Raw genomic sequence first — 20,062 nt, forward strand, 5'->3', positions numbered from 1 at the left:
ATTATTATGAAAAAATATATTAGCAGTCTTTTAGTATTGGTTTCTGGGTTTGCATTATCCCAAACGATTCTAAATGCTTCTTCTCCAGAAGAATTCAGACAAATGAGAGCTGAAAATATGAGAAAAGTGGGAGATACTGTTATTAGTAATAAAGTAAAACCACTAGAATACGGATTTGTAGAAGACAAAGACATCTTAAAAGGTATGTTTGTTTGGGAAATTATAGATTTGAATGATAAGATTAATCAGCCATTCTACTATGACAATCCAAATAGCCTTTTGTCTAAAAATACAAGATCTCTATACCAAATTTTATTGGATGCAGCATTAAGCGGTCAAATAGAAGAAGTATATGATGATGAAGATTTTACTACAAAACTTTCTCCAGAAGGGATTAAGAAAAGACTTGAAAAAGTTGTTTTAAATGATGCTGCAATTGATATTTTGCAGTCAGGAAGACAATTGACAGAGCAGGAAAAGAAAGAATATACCGATTATTTTCAAACAACAACTGATAAAGTTAAAATGTTGAAAATTATGGGAATGTGGTTCATCGACAAAAGAGATGGTCAAATGAAATACAGACCTCTTGGTATTGCGGCAATGGGACCAGATCCTGCTGTTCAAGGAGTTTATGATGCTGAAGGAAAAGCAATTGCTGGTAAGGATGAATTAATTGATTTATTCTGGGTATACTATCCAAAAGCAAGAGATATTTTAGCTAACAATTATGTTTTCAACAAAAAGAATTCAGCAGCTGATTTATCTTTCGATGATGTAATCAATGCAAGAAGATTCTCTTCTGTGATCTATAAGTCATCAAGCGGTTTAGGAGACGGGAATATCAAAGATTATGTTCCTAGAAATGCTGAAGAACAACTTGAAGAAAGTGATAGAATCAAAGCACAGATTCTTGAAATGGAAAACGAATTGTGGAATTATTAATATTTCATTTGATTCATATACAAAACCTGAGTATTTTTACTCAGGTTTTTTTATGATAGAATCCTATAATGATAAGGAATTAATGATATAGGCGATTCATATTACCTTAATTAAATGAAGATTTTTGTATGGAAAAAGTAGATTATATAATTGTAGGAGACGGATATGCCGGTGTTTTTTTTGCGCATCAGCTGATTAAAAATAATAAGTCCTTTGTCATGTTTTCTGAAGGCAGAAAAAGTGCTTCACAGGTTTCCGCCGGAATTATAAATCCTGTGGTTTTAAAGAAGTTTACTACTTTTTGGAAAGCTCAGGAGCAGATAAATTTTCTAAAAGATTCGTTACAAGAAATTGAAAACTATACAGGGAAAAATTATTTAATAGATGCTCCTATTCATAGAATTTTCCATGATGAAAATGAACAGAAGCTTTGGCTGAAGAAATCTGAGAATAGTGAGCTTATTAACTTTTTAGACAAAAATTTTGATCACGTAGAAGTAGTAAAAAACGATTTTAAGACAGGAAAGGTAAATCAATCTGCCAGACTGGATGTTAATGGATTTTTTATGGGTCTATTTGATTTTCTTGAAAACGGATCAAAATTAATCAAAGAAAAGTTCGATTATACTAAAATTAATGTTGAAGATTCTACTTATAACGATATTCAATTTGGAAAAATTATTTTTTGTGAAGGAATGGGAGTGAAAGAAAATCCTTTTTTTTCAGACATACTTGTGAATGCCAATAAAGGACATCATATCAAAGTAAAATTATCAGAACCTTTACCAGAAAATATAACCATTAAAAAGAAACATTTTTTATTCCCAGTAGGCAACGATTTATATTTTTATGGAGGAACATATGATCGGGAGCAACTTCACAGCCATGTAGACGATTCTGCTGTAGAACAATTGGTAGATGGTTTGTCTGCATTTTATCCGTATGATTTTGAAATAAAAGAAGTCAATTTTGGATTTCGTCCTACTGTCAAAGACAGAAGACCGATTATTGGAGCACATACCGAACATTCAAATATGTTTGTATTTAACGGTTTAGGAGCAAGAGGAATACTGAACGGATGCTATTTTTCTAAAGTACTATATGATTTCGCGGAAAATGGCTCTCCATTGCCTGCTGAAGTAAATATGGAAAGATTTATAAATTAAAAAAAATATCGAGGCTCTTAAAGCCTCGATATTTTTTGATATATGGTAAATTGTGTTTAATTGCTAAGAACAAATTTTGCCAAAGGAGCCATTCTGGCTTTATTTAGAGTAAGCGTATTACCATTTACAGAATAATTATCAGCAGCTAATAAAGCTTTTGTAAATGCATGTTCTGTTTCCAGATCATCGCAAGCCATCATGGTAGACATTCCCTGGTTGAATTTTATACGCATCATTTCCGGCTTTATCTCAAAAGTTCCTCCCACACCATTGCATCCGGCGTGTCCTTCATATCTCATATCACTCATGTTGAGCTTAAAATAAGGATTGCTTTTAGGGTTTTTAAGTTGAATAGGCTTACCGTTGAGTTCCGTAAGTTTCCATGTTTTTCCTGTAATATCTTTTGATGATGATTGTTTGGCGCTGTTACAAGAAAAAAGAAATATTGATAAGATAAAAACGGTAATGTAGTGGTGTAGATTTTTCATAATAATAAAGTTTAAATTAATATAGTTTGGTGTTATTTAATAAGAAGCCATTTTTGTGGGATCGTTTTCTTTTTTACTTTGTTTAGAATGAAACAAAACCATATCTGCATCTTTTTTCAGGAAGGTGATATTTCCACGGATGTTAGAGTATTGGTATTCTTCATTAGCAGCAGTATATTCCGGTAACTCATCATCTTTTTTAATGTCATATGTTTTACCATCAAGAAAAACTTTAGCTGTCTTTTGAGTATGATTGAGCACAACTTCCATTTGATCCCCGAAATCGTCTACAAAAGTTGCTTTTGTAATACTGTCATTTACAATTTCAGTAGGAGACTGCGTGGCTACAACTTCATTTTCTTTGGTAGAATGTTTACATGCTGTTATAGTAAGTCCGGAAATACAGAGTGTTAGAAATAGAACCTTTTTTTTCATAATAATTTGTTTTGGTGTGTTTCATTGGTGTGATTTGTATGGTAAAGTTATTGTTTTTTTAGATAAAAACTGTTAAATTAATATAAATTATAAAGTGATTTTAAAAATGATTAAATGTTTCATGTAAAAATTGCCTTATAACATCACGATTTTACTGTAATTTATGAAATTTTTGAAGAAAAAATCAATAATAAGGAATATAAATTGTTGAAAACCAAAATGAAATAAATTATCTTCTTGTAATGATTTTAAACATTTACAAAGTATTAATGATTATTCAGCATATTTAAAGGTGAGTTAAATATTGTTAATGTATGTCATTTATCATAAAATTGATTTAGAATGTAACCGAACTAAGACTTACATTTGTGCCTTCAAATTATGAGAAATTATATAGTATATTTTTTGACGAGTCTTTTTCTGCTATTCGTAGTAGAAAGCAAGATGAATGTCAAAACGTTAAAAAATGACTATAATACTCATACCTCTCATAATTTACCCAAAAGAGCAAACCGTTTAAACCAAACCTACGAGAAAATTTCTGTCCAGCAGGCTCCTGATGATACAAGCAATGCTTATTCATTAGAGCTTACAGAAGATGATTTTCAGTTGTCTGATACTTTTCAGGCGATGGTTGTTTTTGCCAGTGTTTTCACATTGGTTTATATTTTTGGTTTAAAAAGTTTTAAAAAATTAAAGCCGACTATTCACGGCTTTTTATCCGAATTTTCTACAGTTAAAAGATTCATTCTGATACGCTCTATCAGAATTTAAATTTCATTTTTTCCGATTGATTTTCTGTCCACATATTGGATGGGAAACCTTCTGCGTTGTGTTTGTTGGTAATCATCACATCGTAATAATTCTTATTGCCAAATTTTCATTTTAAAACATTAACGATTTATATAAACTCTAGAATTATGATCAAAAGAGTTGTCGCAAGCATTGCGCTAAGCAGTCTTTTATTGTTCACAGGTTGTAACAAGAAAAAAGAAGAAAAAGAAGAAACTACGATTTATCCGGTTACCTCTCCAGTAGTGATGGATACGGTGATTGATAAAGAGTATGTAGCTCAGATCCAGTCTGTAAAGAACATTGAAGTTCGTGCACAGGAAAAAGGTTTCCTTGAGAAAATTTATGTAGACGAAGGTCAGTTTGTTCATCAGGGACAAACATTATTCCGAATCATGCCTAAATTGTATCAGGCAGAACTCTTAAAAGCTCAGGCAGAAGTGGCTCAAGCTACTATTGAATTGAAAAACGCAAGTACATTGGCTAACAACAACATTGTTTCCAAAAACGAAAGAGCAATGGCTAAAGCTAAGTTGGATGCAGCCAATGCAGAAGCTAAACTGGCTCAGATTCACTTGTCGTTTACAGACATTAAAGCTCCTTTTTCAGGAATTATCAACAGAATTCCTTTGAAATTGGGAAGTTTGATCGATGAAGGGGATTTGCTGACGTCTTTGTCTGATAACAATGATGTCTATACGTACTTCAACGTTTCAGAGCCGGAATATTTATCATATCAGACCCATGCTGCAACCAGAGGAAGTAATCAGGTAGCATTGGTAATGGCAAACGGAGAAGTTTTTCCGCAAAAAGGAGAAGTTCAGACCATTGAAGGAGAATTTGACAATGAAACAGGAAATATTGCCTTCAGAGCTAAATTCCCGAATCCGAATAAACTATTAAGAAACGGAGAAACAGGAAAAGTAAGAATGACTTTACTGATTAAAAATGCTTTAATCATTCCTCAGAAAGCGACGTATGAAATTCAGGATCAGAAATATGTTTTTGTAGTAGGCAAAGATGGAGTGGCAAGATCTAAAAACATTAAGGTCGCTTACGAGCTTCCGGACTTATATGTGGTGGCTTCCGGGCTTTCAAAAGGAGAAAATATCTTGTTGGAAGGAGTTCAGAAAGTAAAAGATGACCAAAAAGTTCAGATAAAAGTTCAGGATCCGAAAAAAGTTCTTCAATCATTGAAATTAAAAGCAGAGTAAGGCTCTATAAATGAAGTAGTATGTTTAAGAAATTCATTCGCAGACCCGTTCTGTCTATCGTAATCTCTTTGATTATCGTATTTATGGGAATTTTGTCCCTGGTAAAATTACCGGTTACGCAATTTCCTTCCATTTCACCACCAAAAGTTAATATTACCGCAGAATATCCGGGAGCCAACAACGAATTGTTGATTAAATCCGTGGTTATTCCATTAGAAAGAGGGTTAAATGGTGTTCCCGGAATGAAATATATGACTTCCGATGCCGGAAACGACGGGGAAGCATCTATTCAGGTGGTTTTTGACCTGGGAACCGATCCGAACGTAGCAGCAGTAAACGTTCAAAACCGTGTTTCTTCCGTTGTGAATAAACTTCCTCCTTTGGTAGTTCGTGAAGGGGTGAAAATTACCCGTGAAGAACCGAACATGTTGATGTATATTAACTTGTATAGTGATGATCCGAAAGCTGACCAGAAATTCCTTTTCAACTATGCGGATATCAACGTAATGTCCGAATTACGAAGAGTAAGCGGAGTTGGTTTTGCAGATATCCTGGGAACAAGAGAATACGCAATGCGTATCTGGTTAAAACCGGATAGATTAACGGCTTACAGTATTTCAGCAGATGAAGTAATGGAAGCTTTGAATGCACAGAGTTTAGAAGCATCTCCTGGAAAAACAGGGGAGAGTTCCGGAAAAAGATCTCAGTCATTTGAATATATCTTGAAATATCCAGGTCGTTTCAATAATGAAAAAGACTATGGAAATATCATTCTTAAAGCAAAATCAAACGGAGAATTCATCAGATTAAAAGATGTTGCAGATGTAGAATTCGGTTCTTCAATGTATGATATTTACTCTACACTGAATGGTAAACCTTCTGCTGCAATCACTGTAAAACAATCATATGGTTCCAATGCAAGTGATGTTATCAAAAACGTAAAAACTTTGATGGCTGAACTTCAGAAAACAACGTTCCCAAAAGGAATGCATTATGACATTAGTTATGACGTATCCAAATTTTTGGATGCTTCGATGGAAAAAGTGATTCATACCCTATTTGAGGCCTTTATTTTGGTGGCAATTGTAGTATTCCTTTTCCTGGGAGATTGGCGCTCGACATTGATTCCTGCAATAGCGGTTCCGGTTTCATTGATCGGTACCTTTGCAGTAATGTCCGCTTTTGGAATTACATTAAACATGATCTCACTCTTTGCCCTTGTAATGGCAATCGGGGTTGTGGTAGATGATGCGATTGTGGTTATTGAAGCCGTTCACGCCAAGATGGAGGAAAAACACCTGTCACCATTGAAAGCCACAGAAGAAGCAATGCATGAAATCAGTGGAGCAATTATCGCAATTACTTTGGTAATGGCATCGGTGTTTATTCCGATTGCGTTTATGTCTGGTCCGGTTGGGGTTTTCTATCGTCAGTTCTCCATTACCATGGCTTCTGCAATTATCCTTTCAGGGGTAGTCGCTTTAACCTTGACTCCGGCTTTATGTGCTTTAATCCTGAAAAATAATCATGGAAAGGCTAAAAAAAGAGGTCCGATTACTATTTTCTTAGATAAATTCAATAATTTATTTACAAAAGGAGCAGGAAAGTATGAAAAGATGCTTAATAAAACGGTTACTAAAAAAGCATTTACATTACCGTTACTATTAGCTTTCTGTGCGGGAACATTCTTTTTAAGCAACTCGCTTCCTTCAGGATTTATTCCTGCGGAAGATCAGGGAATGATTTATGCGATTATTCAGACTCCTCCAGGTTCCACATTAGAAAGAACCAATCAGATTGCTAAAGAACTATTGAGAGAATCGGAAGATATTGATGGAGTACAGTCTGTTTCTTCGTTGGCAGGTTATGAAATTTTGACGGAAGGTACAGGTTCCAACTCGGGTACTTGTTTGATTAACCTGAAAAGCTGGGAAGACCGTAAAGAATCTGCCGCAGAAATTATTGAAAAGCTTGAAGAAAAAGCTAAAAATATTCCGGGTGCCAATATAGAATTCTTCCAACCGCCATCAATTCCGGGGTATGGTGCTGCAGGAGGTTTCGAACTTCGTTTGCTGGATAAGGCAGGAAGTGGAGATTATCATAAAATGGAGCAGGTAAGTAATGATTTTGTGAAAGAATTGAAAAAACGTCCTGAATTAGGATCTGCATTTACCTTCTATTCTGCCAGTTTCCCTCAATATATGTTAAGAGTAGATAATGATCTAGCGGAACAAAAAGGAGTAACGATTGAAAAAGCAATGGACAATTTATCTACGTTGATTGGTTCCAACTATGAAACGAGCTTCATCCGTTTCGACAGACCTTACAAAGTAATTGTTCAAGCGGGACCGCAATATCGTGCATTGCCGACGGATTTATTGAAACTGTATGTTAAAAACGATAAAGATCAGATGGTTCCGTATTCAGACTTCATGCATTTGGAAAAAGTATATGGTTTATCGGAGATTACAAGACATAATATGTACAATTCTGCGGAGGTAAGTGGAACTCCTGCACCGGGTTACAGTTCAGGGCAGGCTATTGCGGCGATAAAAGAAGTGGCAGACAAAACATTGCCGAGAGGCTTTGGTATTGACTGGGCAGGGATTTCTAAAGATGAAGTAAGTCGTGGAAATGAAGCGGTATTTATTTTCTTAGTCTGTTTAGGATTCGTTTATTTAATTCTTGCGGCTCAGTATGAAAGTTTCATCCTTCCGCTACCAGTAATTTTATCGTTGCCAACGGGTATTTTCGGAGCATTTGTATGTTTAAAATTGTTAGGATTGGAAAACAACATCTATGCTCAGGTGGCAATGGTGATGTTGATCGGTTTATTAGGTAAAAATGCCGTATTGATCGTAGAATTTGCCGTTCAGAAAAAAGCAGAGGAAGGAATTCCTGTGGCAAAGGCAGCCATTGAAGGAGCGGCAATCCGTTTCCGTCCGATTTTGATGACCTCATTTGCATTTATTGCAGGTTTGATTCCATTGGTAATGGCGACCGGGCCTGGAGCGATAGGTAACCGAACCATTGGTACAGCAGCAGCAGGGGGAATGTTAATCGGAACTATTTTCGGATTAATGATTATTCCTGGATTGTACTATATTTTCGGAACAATTGCGGATAAGTCGAGACTGGCAAGATATGAAGAAGAAAATCCTTTAACAGAACAAACAGAACCGTATCAACACGATGACAAACATGAAGATTTATAATAAATATATAGCAGCCATCGCCTTATCGCTTGTTTTAGCAAGTTGTAAGGCGCCAATGGCGACCGTGATAAAGGACGAGGTAAAAGAAAATGTGCCTCAAAACTTTAATCAGGAAGAGCAAGGAGACGCCAATAATAATAGTGGAACAACCCCTTGGAGACAATTTTTCACTGATCCTAACTTAGTCGCATTAATTGAGACTTCTTTAAAGAATAATCAGGAATTAATGATCACTTTACAGGAGATTGAAATTGCAAAAAGTGGAGTCTTAGCAAAAAAAGGAAAGTTAACCCCGACTGTTTCTGCAGGAATTGGAGCTGGCTTGAAAAAAGCAGGACGCTATACAAGTGAAGGAGCAGGGGATGCAACCACAGAAATAGAACCCGGTAAAGAAATGCCGGATCCGCTTGGAAATTTTGAAGGCGGCTTAATGGCCAACTGGGAAATCGATATCTGGAAAAAACTGAGAACGGAAAAAGAAGCGGCAGTTGCACATTACCTTTCAACAGTTGAAGGAAAGAATTTTGTTCTTTCAAATTTAATTGAAGAAGTTGCTGATAACTATTATGAATTGCTGGCATTGGATAATCAATTGGATATTATTCAGCAGTATATCAAGCTTCAGCAAAAAGCGTTGGAAATCTCAAAAATTCAGAAAGAAGCTGCAGCGACAACTGAATTGGCAGTGAAAAAATTTGAAGCGGAATTAGCAAAATCTAAAGCGACAGAATATACCATCCGTCAGGAAATTACCGAAAAGGAGAATCAAATCAATGCGCTTTGCGGTCGTTATCCACAGCCGATTGTAAGAACAAAAGAAGATTTTATGACGACCATCGCGCAAACGGTATATACAGGAATTCCTTCCCAATTGTTGGCGAATCGTCCTGATATCAAGCAGGCAGAATTAGAATTAAAATCATCAAAATTAGATGTAGAAGCGGCAAGAAAAGAGTTTTATCCTTCATTGGAAATCTCTGCAACATTAGGATTAGAAGCATTTAAGCCTTCTTATCTGGTGAAAATGCCGGAATCTATTGCTTATAATTTAGCAGGTGAATTAGCAGGACCGCTGATTAATAAAAGTGCTATTAAAGCTAATTTCCAGACTGCAGATGCAAGACAAATTCAGGCTTTGTATGAATATGATAAAACAATTCTGAATGCTTACTTAGACGTGGCAAATCTGATGTCTAAAGTGAAAAATATTGATCAGTATTACAAACTGAAGTCTGAAGAAACACAGGCTTTGGAGAAATCAATAGATATTGCTAATCAGTTATTTAAGAATTCAAGAGCAGACTATCTGGAAGTTCTTCTGAACCAGAGAGATGCTTTGGATGCAAAAATGGAACTGGTGGAAGCAAAACAAAAACAGCTGAGTACAGTTGTGGATATTTATAAGAGCTTAGGCGGAGGCTGGAAGTAATTGTAAATCCTTAATGTTTTATTTGGGAGGCCGTCGTATTGACGGTCTCTTTTTTTTGATTTTTTTTTTACGGTTAAAAATAACACGTCAAGTTTTGTCGCATTAGCGGAATAGTTTTGGAGTATCAAAATTACAAAGCTATGGAACTGCCATTATATTTAACTTTTAATGAATTTGAAAGCCGTTATTATGATCATTTAGAAAAATGGTTTGAGAAATATAGCAATACCAATGAAGTGGATTATCTGCAATTTCTTGCCAATCTATATAGTCCTTTCCTGTATTATAGTTTTGCCAATGACAGGCTTCAGGCTGATGCAACGATTCAGATTAAAAATTGTTTTTTTCCGTATCAGGAAATGATCGGGTTGTCTTTCTGTATAGGGTGTGAGAATGAGAAACCTGGTCGATCTTTAAAAAGAATGAACCACGAATTTGAGTGGAAAACCATTACCATGATGGAATATGCACAGTATATTTTGGACAGAATTAACAGACATTTTTTGATGCACAATAACAAAAATAGACAAAATGTTCTTGATTTTATCAACAATTATCAAATCATTTCTTCAAGAGAAGGAGCAGGATATTGCGTGAATTATAATCAACATCAGCAAACGCTTCCTTTTTTGAAAGCCTATCTTCCTGTTGATGGACAGACTGTAAATATTGCTGTATACAGAGATTTTATTTTTTCAGTGGTTCAAATAGCGGAATTCATTGATCAGAAATTAAAAGATGTTCATGCTTTTGAACATATGATTTACTCAAAATTAAAATCTGAAGCTAAGTTTAAAGTACAGATAAATAATCAATTTTTAACGATCTGTAATTGATTTTTATACCAAACATTCATATACTAAATTGTAGTTTGAAATTTTTCAAACGAAAAAGCCTGATCATTTGATCAGGCTTTTTTTTTAATGTGCAGAAAGGAAGGGATTCGAACCCTCGATACAGTTACCCGTATACTACCTTTCCAGGGTAGCTCCTTCAACCACTCGGACACCTTTCTTTTTCAGATTGCAAAAATAGAGTAATTTATTGAATCTGCAAATTATTAATGGGATTCCTCAGAAATTTCTCCACAAAGACTTTTTGTGAAATTTTCGGCGAAACTTCCTGTGTATGCAGGATTGTTAATCAAATGCATGGCTTTTGTAATCGCGCTTTCTGCAGTCATGTCTTTGCCACTAATGGCTCCTATTCTTGAAAAAACATTACTGTTTTCATACTTTCCGAAGGAAATTCCTCCTGAAATACATTGACTTACCACCACAATTTCTGTCCTATTATTTCTAAGTTCCTGTAATGTTTCCTGTGTTTTTTCATTGCTGAAAATAGTTCCGGATCCAAAAACCTGTAAAATCAATACTTTCATTCGGGGAATTTCTTTAAAATGACTTAAATGCATTCCCGGAAAAATTCTCCAGAATAGAATATCCTCAGAAATATGTTCATCCACATGAAATTCTATGGCAGGATCACATCGGTAAAGATTATCTTTGATAATATTCAAATGGACTCCCGATTGTCCTAGAATAGGATAGTTCGGACTTGAATAAGCATCAAAAAACTCAGCCGAGTATTTTAAGGTTCTGTTTCCTCGTAACAATTTATATTCAAAATAGATGGCAACTTCCTGAACAACCGCTTCATTATTTTCATACAAACTTGCATAATATAAACCTGTCAGAAGATTTTCTTTGGCATCGGTTCTTAAATCACCAATAGGAAGCTGTGAGCCGGTAAAAATAACCGGTTTTCTCAATCCTTTTAGCATAAAACTCAGAGCGGAAGCTGTATAAGACATCGTGTCGGTTCCGTGAAGAACTAGAAAACCATCGTATTGATCATAGTTTTCACGAATGTAATGGGCAATCATTTTCCATTCCTTGGGTCCCATATCTGATGAATCCAGCGGTTCAGTGAAAGGGTGAAGCGAGACTTCACATTCCATCAGCTTCATTTCCGGCATTTTTTCAAAAATATTTCCGAAGTCAAAAGCGCGGAGACTTCCCGTTTCATAATCTTTTTCCATACCAATGGTTCCACCGGTATAGATCAGCAGGACTTTTCGTTTCATGTAACTTTTATTAAGAATTTGGACCTTTGTCGGGTTCATTCCTCAAAATTACGTTAATTTGCAAAGATTTGAAAATGCATGGAAGATTTAGTAAAAACATACGATTATCTCAAAGAGTTTTTAACGGAAGAAAGAATAAGAAAAATTGAACATTTTGCTCCCGAAAGTTCAGATTTTGTGCTGCCTGTTCTTGAAGATGTGTATCAGTTTAGAAATGCGGCGGCGGTGGTTCGTTCTACAGAAGCCTGTGCTTTTCATAAAGTGGTGGCATTGCAGGAAGAGTATAGTTTTGAGCCAAATCTCAGAGTGACCAAAGGAGCAGATACCTGGGTTGAGGTAGAAAAACTTCCCCGAAATATGGAATCCTTCCAAAAGATTAAAGAAAGAGGGTACAAAATGGTAGCAGTATCGTTAGAAAATAATGCTAAATTTTTACCTGAATATGAAATTACAGAACCTATTGCATTGGTTTTCGGAACCGAAATGGAAGGCGTTTCACAGGAAATTTTAGATTTTGCAGACGAAACTTTGGCGATCCCGATGTATGGTTTTACAAGAAGTTTTAACGTTTCCGTAGCGGCTTCAATTTGTTTATATGAATTAAAACAAAAGCTGATGAAGTCAGGGATTGATTATAAACTTAATGAAGAAAAATTATTGAGAATGAAAATTCGTTGGGCAGTCAATTCAATGAGAAGCGGAGATCAGATATTTGAAAAATATTTGAAAGATAATAATATGAGTTTTTAATAGGTATAGTTGAAATTAAAAAAAATATAATGGCAAGATTATTTTTTCTCTTATTTTTTATTTCATCAGGGATCTTGTTTTCGCAAGTGAAATTTGATACTTTGTCTCACAGAAGATTAAAAACAACCATTTCCCCCGCAATATTAGTAGGGTATCATTATGCAGGTGATACAAAAGACAACTCAGAGACTTTCAGAGCTTCACAAATGCATATTATAGAACTGGTGGTTGCTAAAATAATTGATTATGGAGGCAATCATGGAGCTGCAAAAACCTATTATGCAGGAAGTGATTTTATCATTAACAATCGCTATGGTTTTTTTATGGCACCTAAAGTGGGAGTGAGTTCCAGCGCAGGCCTTTCAATGGGTGCAGAAGTGCAATTCCAGACTAATTTTGAAAAAGTAATTCCACGAGTAATGCCTTATTTAGGATTTGGCGGTAGTGGTGGAAAACTGACTGTAGGATATAATTTCAGATTATTAAAAGCAGAAAATTTTCCAATTAATATGCTTCAGATCGGATTGACGATGCCTATAAAAAGATTTAAAGAGAAAAGTTAGATCATTTTGTTGTAATTCCAGGCGGCTACAAAAAGTCCTGCCGTTTCAGTTCTCAGCCTTTGGCTACCCAATGAAACTGCTTTTATTTTATGTTCTGCTAAAAAGGAAATCTCTTTTTCGGAAAAGTCTCCTTCCGGACCAATTAAAAAAGTAATATGTTCCAGGTGTGGAATTTCTTTAAGTTGAATTCTCTTCAGATTTTCATGACAATGCGCTACAAATGTATTTTCAGGATTGATCTTTTTTAGAAAATCCGAAATCTTTATAGAATCATTAATAATAGGGAAATGAAATCGTAGACTCTGTTTTGAGGCAGCAACAGCCTGTTTTCTGAGCTTATCAATATTGATGTTTTTACGCTCCGTTTTTTCTGTCTGTAGAATAGTAATCTCTGAAATTCCCATTTCTACGGCTTTTTCTACAAAAAACTCAATACGGTCAATGTTTTTTGTTGGTGCAATCGCAATATGGAGTTTTGGATTGAAATCAGGAAAATCTCTTTTTATTTCAGAAACGTCAATATTGGCTTTTTTTCCCTCAATACTCAATGTTCCTGAGGCAAGGTTTCCGTTTCCATCCGTTACATGAATTTCTTCACCATTTTTCATGCGAAGAACCTTTACAATATGTTGTTGTTCTTCATCGTTGATGATTGCTTTTCCGTTGTTTATCTCTCCAAAAAAAAGTTTCATAGAAAAAAGGTATTATTTTTTAAAAAAAGATCTCATTTTCGCTTAAAAATGCAACTCCTGTTTTTATCGTCGTATAAATATCACCTTCGCAGTCTCTGTAAGAACACATGTAAATTTCCTCAACCCAACTATTATTCATGAAAATCATATTCAGATATTCGTTTTTTCTTAAATTATTTTTGATGGATAAATAATCTCCTTCTTTCGGCTCATAGGCAAAGCTGAAAACATTCTCTGAATTTATTTTTTCTAAAACCTCTTCCTTTATATTTTGAATATATCCGGTTTCTGAGCTCACCATTAAATAATCTTCCTCTTCAGCTTCAGCAACAGCTTCATTTTTTCCTGTAACGGTTTCCAAAACCCAATAATATTTTGAGTTCTTTTTAGAATGGGTTCCCAGTACTTTTTCTTCTAATAATATCTTCATTATAAATCGTATTTAGACGTTGCTGTGGTTCTTAGATCCGTAAACTCTCCTTTTTCGAATTTCAGTTGAGCAACCATGGCAATCATTGCAGCATTATCGGTCGTATATTCAAATTTGGGGATATAAATACTCCATCCTAATTTTTCATGATTGTCCTGCATTACTTTTCTTAAAGCTGAATTGGCAGAAACTCCTCCTGCAATGGCAACTTCTTTGACGTTTAAATCTTTCGCTGCTTTTTCCAGTTTATTCATTAAGATTTCGATGATGCATTTTTGTACCGAGGCACAAAGATCATTGAGGTTGTTTTTAATAAAATCAGGATCTTTTTTTACCTCTTTTTGGATAAAATACAATACCGAAGTTTTAATTCCGCTAAAAGAATAATCGTAATTTTCTAACTTAGGCTTATTAAACTTAAATGCATCAGGATTTCCTTCTTTTGCTAATCTGTCAATGATTGGACCAGCCGGATAATCCAGGTCAAATATTTTTCCGATTTTATCAAAAGCTTCACCGGCAGCATCATCAATAGTCTTTCCGATAATTTCCATATCAAAATAATCCTTTACCAGGACGATCATTGTGTGACCCCCACTTACGGTAAGACACAAAAACGGAAATTTGGGCGGCATAGGATTTGCATCCTCAATAAAATGGGCTAAAATGTGTGCCTGAAGGTGATTTACTTCAATTAATGGAACATCTAAACTCATGGCTAATGACTTAGCAAATGAGGTACCCACAAGAAGTGAACCCAAAAGTCCGGGACCACGTGTAAAGCCTATGGCAGAGATTGCATTTTGTTGTATATTTGCTTTGAGTAAGGATTTTTCAACAACAGGAATAATGTTTTGCTGATGTGCTCTTGATGCCAATTCAGGAACCACACCACCATATTCTTTATGAATTGCCTGATTGGCGGCAATATTAGAAAGAATAGCATTTCCTTTGATAATAGCTGCTGAAGTATCGTCACAAGACGATTCGATACCTAAAATTATAGAGTCGCTCATAATAATGGCAAAGTTAGAGAATAATAACGACAATGAGAACAAAAAATCAGTAGCTGAAAACTTAGGAAATCAGGTACAGAAAACTGTGGAAAATGTTCAGGAAACCGTAAAGGAAGCTTCTGAATTTGCCTCAGATGCTATAAAGCACCCTTTAGACGCTGCTCAGGAAATAGGAAAGCAGGCTGCTAAAGATGTCACAAGCTATTCCTGGTGGGCGAAACTTTTACTGATTCTTTTTTGGTTTGTTCTTGGAGTAGTTGTTCTTGCTTTTGTGGTAATTAATTTACCGGTTACTAAAAGATGGGCTGCAGATCAAGCTTTACAGATTGTAAACAGAGATTTTAAAGCCGATATGTCTACAGAAAGTGTTGAGGTTGACTTTTTTGGAGATGTTACGATTAAAGGGTTAAAAATCAAAGATTATAAAGGCTTAGAATTTATAAAAGCTAAAGAATTTATTGCCAACTCAGACTGGTTTTCATTAGCGACCAATATTGGTAAAAATAATTCTTTAAGTTTTAACGGTCTTATTCTTAAAAACGCCGATGTAAAAGTAATTACTTATAAAGGCGATAGTATTTCGAACTTTATACGATTTACCAAATTATTTGACAGTGGGAAAAAAAGAGATCCTAATAAACCTCCTTTTCAGCTCAATTCCCGATTAGAGATTTTGGATTCTAAAGTTTCTATCATTAATCAAAATTCGCCGGGTGAACCTGGAAAATGGCTTACCGCGACTCATGTTAATCTGAAAGCTCCAAAAGTAAGAGTGAACGGGGCAAATATCTCGGCACAGATTAACAACTTCACATTTATTACCAAAAGATGGGGCAAATCTCATTTTGTAGAAACCTTTTCTACAGAATTTTCTATGACAGAAGATTTTTTGTTGCTTAAAGATTTGACTTTCAATACGGATCATTCATTATTGCAAGGGAATATTAAGTTTAATCTTCATAAAGGTTCTTGGGCCGATTTTACTAACAAAGTAAAATGGGAAATGAATATCAATCAGGGAAGTCAGCTTAGCGGATATGATATCAGTTATTTTGTGACCAATTGGGATAATTTTATTCCGTTCAATCTTTCCGGAGATATGGAAGGACCTCTCAATGAGTTTACATTAAAGAATTTCTTAATCAGAAATCCTGAAGTGAACATTGCTACCAAAAAACTGAAAGCACATCGATTGCTGAAAGGAAATTTCTTAATTGAAACCAATGATCTTTCTACCGATTTTACTTATGTAGAGCTTAAGAAAATGATGCCGACCTTCATTTCTAAAAAGATGAAAAACTTTGCAGATGATTTCGGAAGATTAAAATATAACGGAACTGCTAAAGTAACTCCGAAGCAGGTGTATATATCTTCAGGAAATCTGATGACCGGAATAGGGCAGGCAAAAATTTCAAACTTTTCATTAACGGATTATAGCTCCTCACTACCAAAATATGTAGGATATGCAGAAATTAAAGATCTGAATACCTCTGTGATTACAAAAAACAAATCTGTAGGCTTGATTTCTGGTAAATTTAATCTTAACGGGCAGAGTTTTGATGTCAATACAATGAAATTGAGCACGAAATCTCAGATTTCGAGTGTTGAGATTATGAATAAGGAGATCAACAACCTTTATTTAGACGGGCTGTTGGATCATAAAAAATATAACGGTTTAATTACGGTTAATGACGAACAGGCTAAAGCCACTGTAAAAGGATTAATAGATTTCAGTACCTCAAGAATTTTTGCAAACATAGATGCCAATGTGAATTATTTAAATATGAATTATTTCACAGGGAAACCCGGAAACCAGATTGTGAGCGGGCAGGTGGTCGGAAAAATTGCAATGTCTACAGTTAATGATTTAAATCTGGATGTAGAAGCAAATAATATAGATTTTGCAACGGCAGGTCAGCGCTATAAAATTCCTAATGCAAAACTGAAAACCTATTTGGAAAACGGAGGAAGGGTGATTGATGTTAATGCTCCGGGAGCTGTTGATGGCAAAATTTCAGGAAAATACAATCTTGCAGATCTTGCCGGTATGGTTGAAAACGGATTAGGGAAAATTTTAGTAGGTCCGCCACCTAGAAAACTATACAGAGGTCAGAATTTCGCCATGAATTTTGATGTTGAGCAAGGCTTGATCAGCTACTTTATGCCGGATCTTAAATTACCACAAGGTGCGAAAGTGGAAGGAGAATATGATGGAAATTCGAATAATTTAATCTTAAATCTTGATGCAGCATCTCTGAAGTATGTAATGACCAAAGTAGAGGAAATTACAGATGCAGATAAAGCGCTGGCTGCTGCCAATCCTTCTTATAAAATTAATGAGAGAGCCAATATTACAAAAGATAGTGCTATGGTCGACAGTATCATGGTAAGGATTAATACGGCCAATCTTGATCAGCAGTTGTATGCTAAAATCAATAAGATAGAATACAATAAAAACATACTTCGGGATATTACCTTATCCGGAAAAAATGAAAACAATACTATCCTCAGAATTTCAACAAATTTCAAACACGGAAGTCCTGAAGATGATATGGAAGACAAGCTGAAAAGCTATGCGATCAATTTCAATCAGTCTACAAATGCAGCAGGAGATTTCGTTTTCAGATTTGAGCCTACCGAAATTGCATTTAATGATGTAACCTGGAAAATAGATACAGATCCGAGTCTAGATCATTCTATTATATACAGGAAGAAAACAGCAGATTTTGAAATAAGGAATTTAAGAATTTATTCTGATAGCAGTTCTTTGCAAATCAATGAATCAACCTTTAAATCTGCAAAAGATTTTTATGTGGATGCAGAAGTAAAAGATTTTTCGATAGAGAAACTTTTAAAAATGCAGTCGGGGGGTAATCCTATGGGAATAAAAGGACTTGCCAATGGTAACGTTAAGATACGAATGGACAAAAATACGTTACAGCCATTGGTTGACATGACCATAGATGATATTGTCATGAATGGAAATGATATGGGAGATATTACCATATCAGCAACCAACAGTTTTTCTTTAAACGTATATGATGTTGATATAAAAGTTGCTTCCGCGGGAGTTCTCGGAAATAATAATTTGCATGTTACCGGAACTGTAAATAACAATACCTCGTCTCCTGTTATAGACCTTACCGCAGAGATGAGAGATTTTGATCTGGCTTTTACACAGCAGTTTGTACAGTCTATCTTTGGAAATATGCGTGGAAAGGCAACAGGAGATCTTAAAATAAGCGGAAAGTTGAGTGATCTCGATTATAGTGGAGATATTGCGTTAAAAGGATTTGGTCTGAAGCTCTTATTTACAGGAGTAGACTATTCTTTTGATGATACCGTAATCCCTTTATCAAAAGGGTTGGCTATCCTTAATAATATCGAAGTTCATGATGGGAGAACAAACTCTCAAGGAACAGTTTCCGGATATATCCGTTTTGAAACTTTATCTTCAATGCAGGTCGCTTTATTCTTTAATGCGAATAACCTCTTAGTATTAAATTCTACTCAGAAAGATAATGATCTATTTTGGGGTAGAGTATATGGACAGGGAGAAGCCACGATTTCCGGACCGGTTTCTGCTCTGGATATAGAAACCAGCCCGCGAACACCATTTAAAGCTTTATTTGGAAGTACATTTACTTTTAACTCGGCTTCTACCACGAATGTGGATGAATTTAAAATGCTGAGGTTTTTACAGGAAAATAAAGTAGGGGAAATTGTATTAGAAGATAAAAAGAAATCCGGAGCCAATGTAAATGTTGACTTAAGTCTGGATATTGATAAAGGAACAACCGTAAACGTTTTGGTAGGTGATGATGTAGGGAATATTTCTGTAAAAGGAACTGCCAATAACCTGAAATTCCAGATGAGCAGACAAGGGAATATTTCGATGAATGGTGCTTATATGGTAGACAATGGAACATTTATTTCCAAGGCAATTCTTAATAAAACATTCCAGATAGAAAAAGGAAGCAGCATACGTTGGGATGGTGACGCAATGAAACCGACTTTAGACATTACTGCAAATTATATGAGAATGGTTTCGAACACCGGAGAATACTTAAGTATGAGCGGTCTTCAGCCAATTAAAATTCTTCTTCAGGCGAAGATTACCGAAACTTTGACTAATCCTGATGTGGAGTTGGGATTATCAGCTTTAGATGTTTCCAGTCAGGTGAAAGAAGCGTTAAATACTAAGCTAAGTCAGGATGGAGAAAAAGTCTTGCAGTTTGGGTCTGTGCTTTTGCTTAACAGCTTTAATATGACGACGGGTGGAGTAGGAGTTGATTTTGCCGGAGTTGCTGAAAGCTCAGGATACAATATGATTTTAAAACAATTAGGTTCGGCATTAAATACGATGAGTAATGAATTTCAGATTGATTTAAATTATGTGAAAGGAGATCAGAACTCAAACACAGGAGACAGAGCCAATGCCGGAGTAAGTTTTGAACTTTCACCAAGGGTGAATGTAAAAACAGGGCTTGGTATTCCGCTTTCTAAAGCAGATAATGCAGATACTAATAACTTCCTGTCTGGAGAAGGTTCTATAGAATATGATATTTCTAAGAAGAATGATGGTACAGTAATATTAAGAGGATATTCAAAACCATCCAATATTGGAATGGGAACCGGGCTTAATGCAAATGGCTCAGCAAATCAGTCATATGGAGTGGGTGTCGTTTGGAGTAAAAGTTTTAATTCCCTGTTTAAGAAGAAAAAGAATAAAAAACAACCGAAAGTTGAAAGCGAAATAAAAACAGATTCTGTAAAATCGGAGGTTAAATAATTAGAATATTTTAATGATTTTTATCATCCGTGTTAATTATTGTTAATGT

General features: G+C 35.2%; 16 protein-coding genes and 1 tRNA gene. 10 read left to right on the top strand and 7 right to left on the bottom strand.

The window, feature by feature from the left end; genetic code table 11:
- The first annotated feature begins 6 nt into the window (after positions 1-6).
- Together porN and LV842_RS07305 are read left to right on the top strand one after the other, a co-directional pair.
- Positions 7-945, top strand: a complete 939-nt coding sequence (porN, locus tag LV842_RS07300; protein WP_233110797.1) for a type IX secretion system ring subunit PorN/GldN — start codon at positions 7-9, stop codon at positions 943-945.
- 128 nt (positions 946-1,073) lie between these two features.
- Positions 1,074-2,111 (top strand): NAD(P)/FAD-dependent oxidoreductase, encoded by a 1,038-nt coding sequence (locus LV842_RS07305; protein WP_233110798.1) that lies wholly within the window; start codon positions 1,074-1,076, stop codon positions 2,109-2,111.
- 56 nt (positions 2,112-2,167) lie between these two features.
- Here LV842_RS07305 and LV842_RS07310 read toward each other — a convergent pair whose 3' ends face one another.
- Entirely contained in the window at positions 2,168-2,599 is a 432-nt protein-coding gene (locus LV842_RS07310; RefSeq protein ID WP_233110799.1) for an META domain-containing protein, read from the bottom strand.
- Positions 2,600-2,635: 36 nt separating this feature from the next.
- Entirely contained in the window at positions 2,636-3,034 is a 399-nt protein-coding gene (locus LV842_RS07315; RefSeq protein ID WP_233110800.1) for a hypothetical protein, read from the bottom strand.
- A gap of 381 nt (positions 3,035-3,415) precedes the next feature.
- On the opposite strand from LV842_RS07315, the gene LV842_RS07320 reads away from it, so the two are divergent.
- From LV842_RS07320 to LV842_RS07340, 5 genes are all read left to right on the top strand, one after another.
- Complete coding sequence (locus LV842_RS07320; RefSeq protein WP_233110801.1) at positions 3,416-3,808, top strand: hypothetical protein; 393 nt, start codon at positions 3,416-3,418, stop codon at positions 3,806-3,808.
- A gap of 146 nt (positions 3,809-3,954) precedes the next feature.
- Positions 3,955-5,040 (top strand): efflux RND transporter periplasmic adaptor subunit, encoded by a 1,086-nt coding sequence (locus tag LV842_RS07325; protein ID WP_233110802.1) that lies wholly within the window; start codon positions 3,955-3,957, stop codon positions 5,038-5,040.
- A 20-nt stretch (positions 5,041-5,060) separates the two neighbouring features.
- Positions 5,061-8,255, top strand: a complete 3,195-nt coding sequence (locus LV842_RS07330; RefSeq protein ID WP_233110803.1) for an efflux RND transporter permease subunit — start codon at positions 5,061-5,063, stop codon at positions 8,253-8,255.
- Positions 8,242-9,684, top strand: a complete 1,443-nt coding sequence (locus tag LV842_RS07335) for a TolC family protein (protein ID WP_233110804.1) — start codon at positions 8,242-8,244, stop codon at positions 9,682-9,684. The genes LV842_RS07330 and LV842_RS07335 overlap by 14 nt, the downstream gene beginning before the upstream one ends.
- A gap of 140 nt (positions 9,685-9,824) precedes the next feature.
- On the top strand, positions 9,825-10,520 hold the full coding sequence (locus tag LV842_RS07340) for a hypothetical protein (protein WP_233110805.1): 696 nt from the start codon (positions 9,825-9,827) through the stop codon (positions 10,518-10,520).
- A 92-nt stretch (positions 10,521-10,612) separates the two neighbouring features.
- Here the strand turns inward: LV842_RS07340 and LV842_RS07345 are convergent.
- Positions 10,613-10,699, bottom strand: a tRNA-Ser gene (locus tag LV842_RS07345).
- 45 nt (positions 10,700-10,744) lie between these two features.
- Positions 10,745-11,770 carry an asparaginase gene (locus LV842_RS07350; RefSeq protein WP_233110806.1) on the bottom strand — a complete coding sequence of 342 codons (1,026 nt, stop codon included), beginning with the start codon at positions 11,768-11,770 and terminating at the stop codon, positions 10,745-10,747.
- Positions 11,771-11,848: 78 nt separating this feature from the next.
- Between LV842_RS07350 and LV842_RS07355 the strand changes: the two genes are divergently transcribed.
- Positions 11,849-12,520 carry a TrmH family RNA methyltransferase gene (locus LV842_RS07355; RefSeq protein WP_233110807.1) on the top strand — a complete coding sequence of 224 codons (672 nt, stop codon included), beginning with the start codon at positions 11,849-11,851 and terminating at the stop codon, positions 12,518-12,520.
- A gap of 29 nt (positions 12,521-12,549) precedes the next feature.
- Complete coding sequence (locus LV842_RS07360; RefSeq protein WP_233110808.1) at positions 12,550-13,083, top strand: hypothetical protein; 534 nt, start codon at positions 12,550-12,552, stop codon at positions 13,081-13,083.
- Here LV842_RS07360 and LV842_RS07365 read toward each other — a convergent pair.
- The 3 genes from LV842_RS07365 to tsaD are packed head-to-tail and all read right to left on the bottom strand — an operon-like array spanning position 13,080 to position 15,221.
- Positions 13,080-13,775, bottom strand: a complete 696-nt coding sequence (locus LV842_RS07365; RefSeq protein WP_233110809.1) for an RsmE family RNA methyltransferase — start codon at positions 13,773-13,775, stop codon at positions 13,080-13,082. The genes LV842_RS07360 and LV842_RS07365 overlap by 4 nt on opposite strands.
- Before the next feature lie 19 nt (positions 13,776-13,794).
- Complete coding sequence (locus LV842_RS07370) at positions 13,795-14,205, bottom strand: hypothetical protein (RefSeq protein ID WP_233110810.1); 411 nt, start codon at positions 14,203-14,205, stop codon at positions 13,795-13,797.
- Positions 14,205-15,221 carry a tRNA (adenosine(37)-N6)-threonylcarbamoyltransferase complex transferase subunit TsaD gene (gene tsaD, locus LV842_RS07375; protein WP_233110811.1) on the bottom strand — a complete coding sequence of 339 codons (1,017 nt, stop codon included), beginning with the start codon at positions 15,219-15,221 and terminating at the stop codon, positions 14,205-14,207. Before tsaD ends, LV842_RS07370 begins: the two co-directional genes overlap by 1 nt.
- Positions 15,222-15,225: 4 nt before the next feature.
- Here tsaD and LV842_RS07380 point away from each other — a divergent pair, with 4 nt between their 5' ends.
- Positions 15,226-20,013, top strand: coding sequence for a translocation/assembly module TamB domain-containing protein (locus tag LV842_RS07380; RefSeq protein ID WP_233110812.1), 4,788 nt, complete (start codon positions 15,226-15,228; stop codon positions 20,011-20,013).
- Positions 20,014-20,062: the final 49 nt, after the last annotated feature.

The sequence above is a fragment of the Chryseobacterium gwangjuense genome (genome assembly GCF_021311115.1).
GTDB lineage: Bacteria > Bacteroidota > Bacteroidia > Flavobacteriales > Weeksellaceae > Chryseobacterium > Chryseobacterium gwangjuense.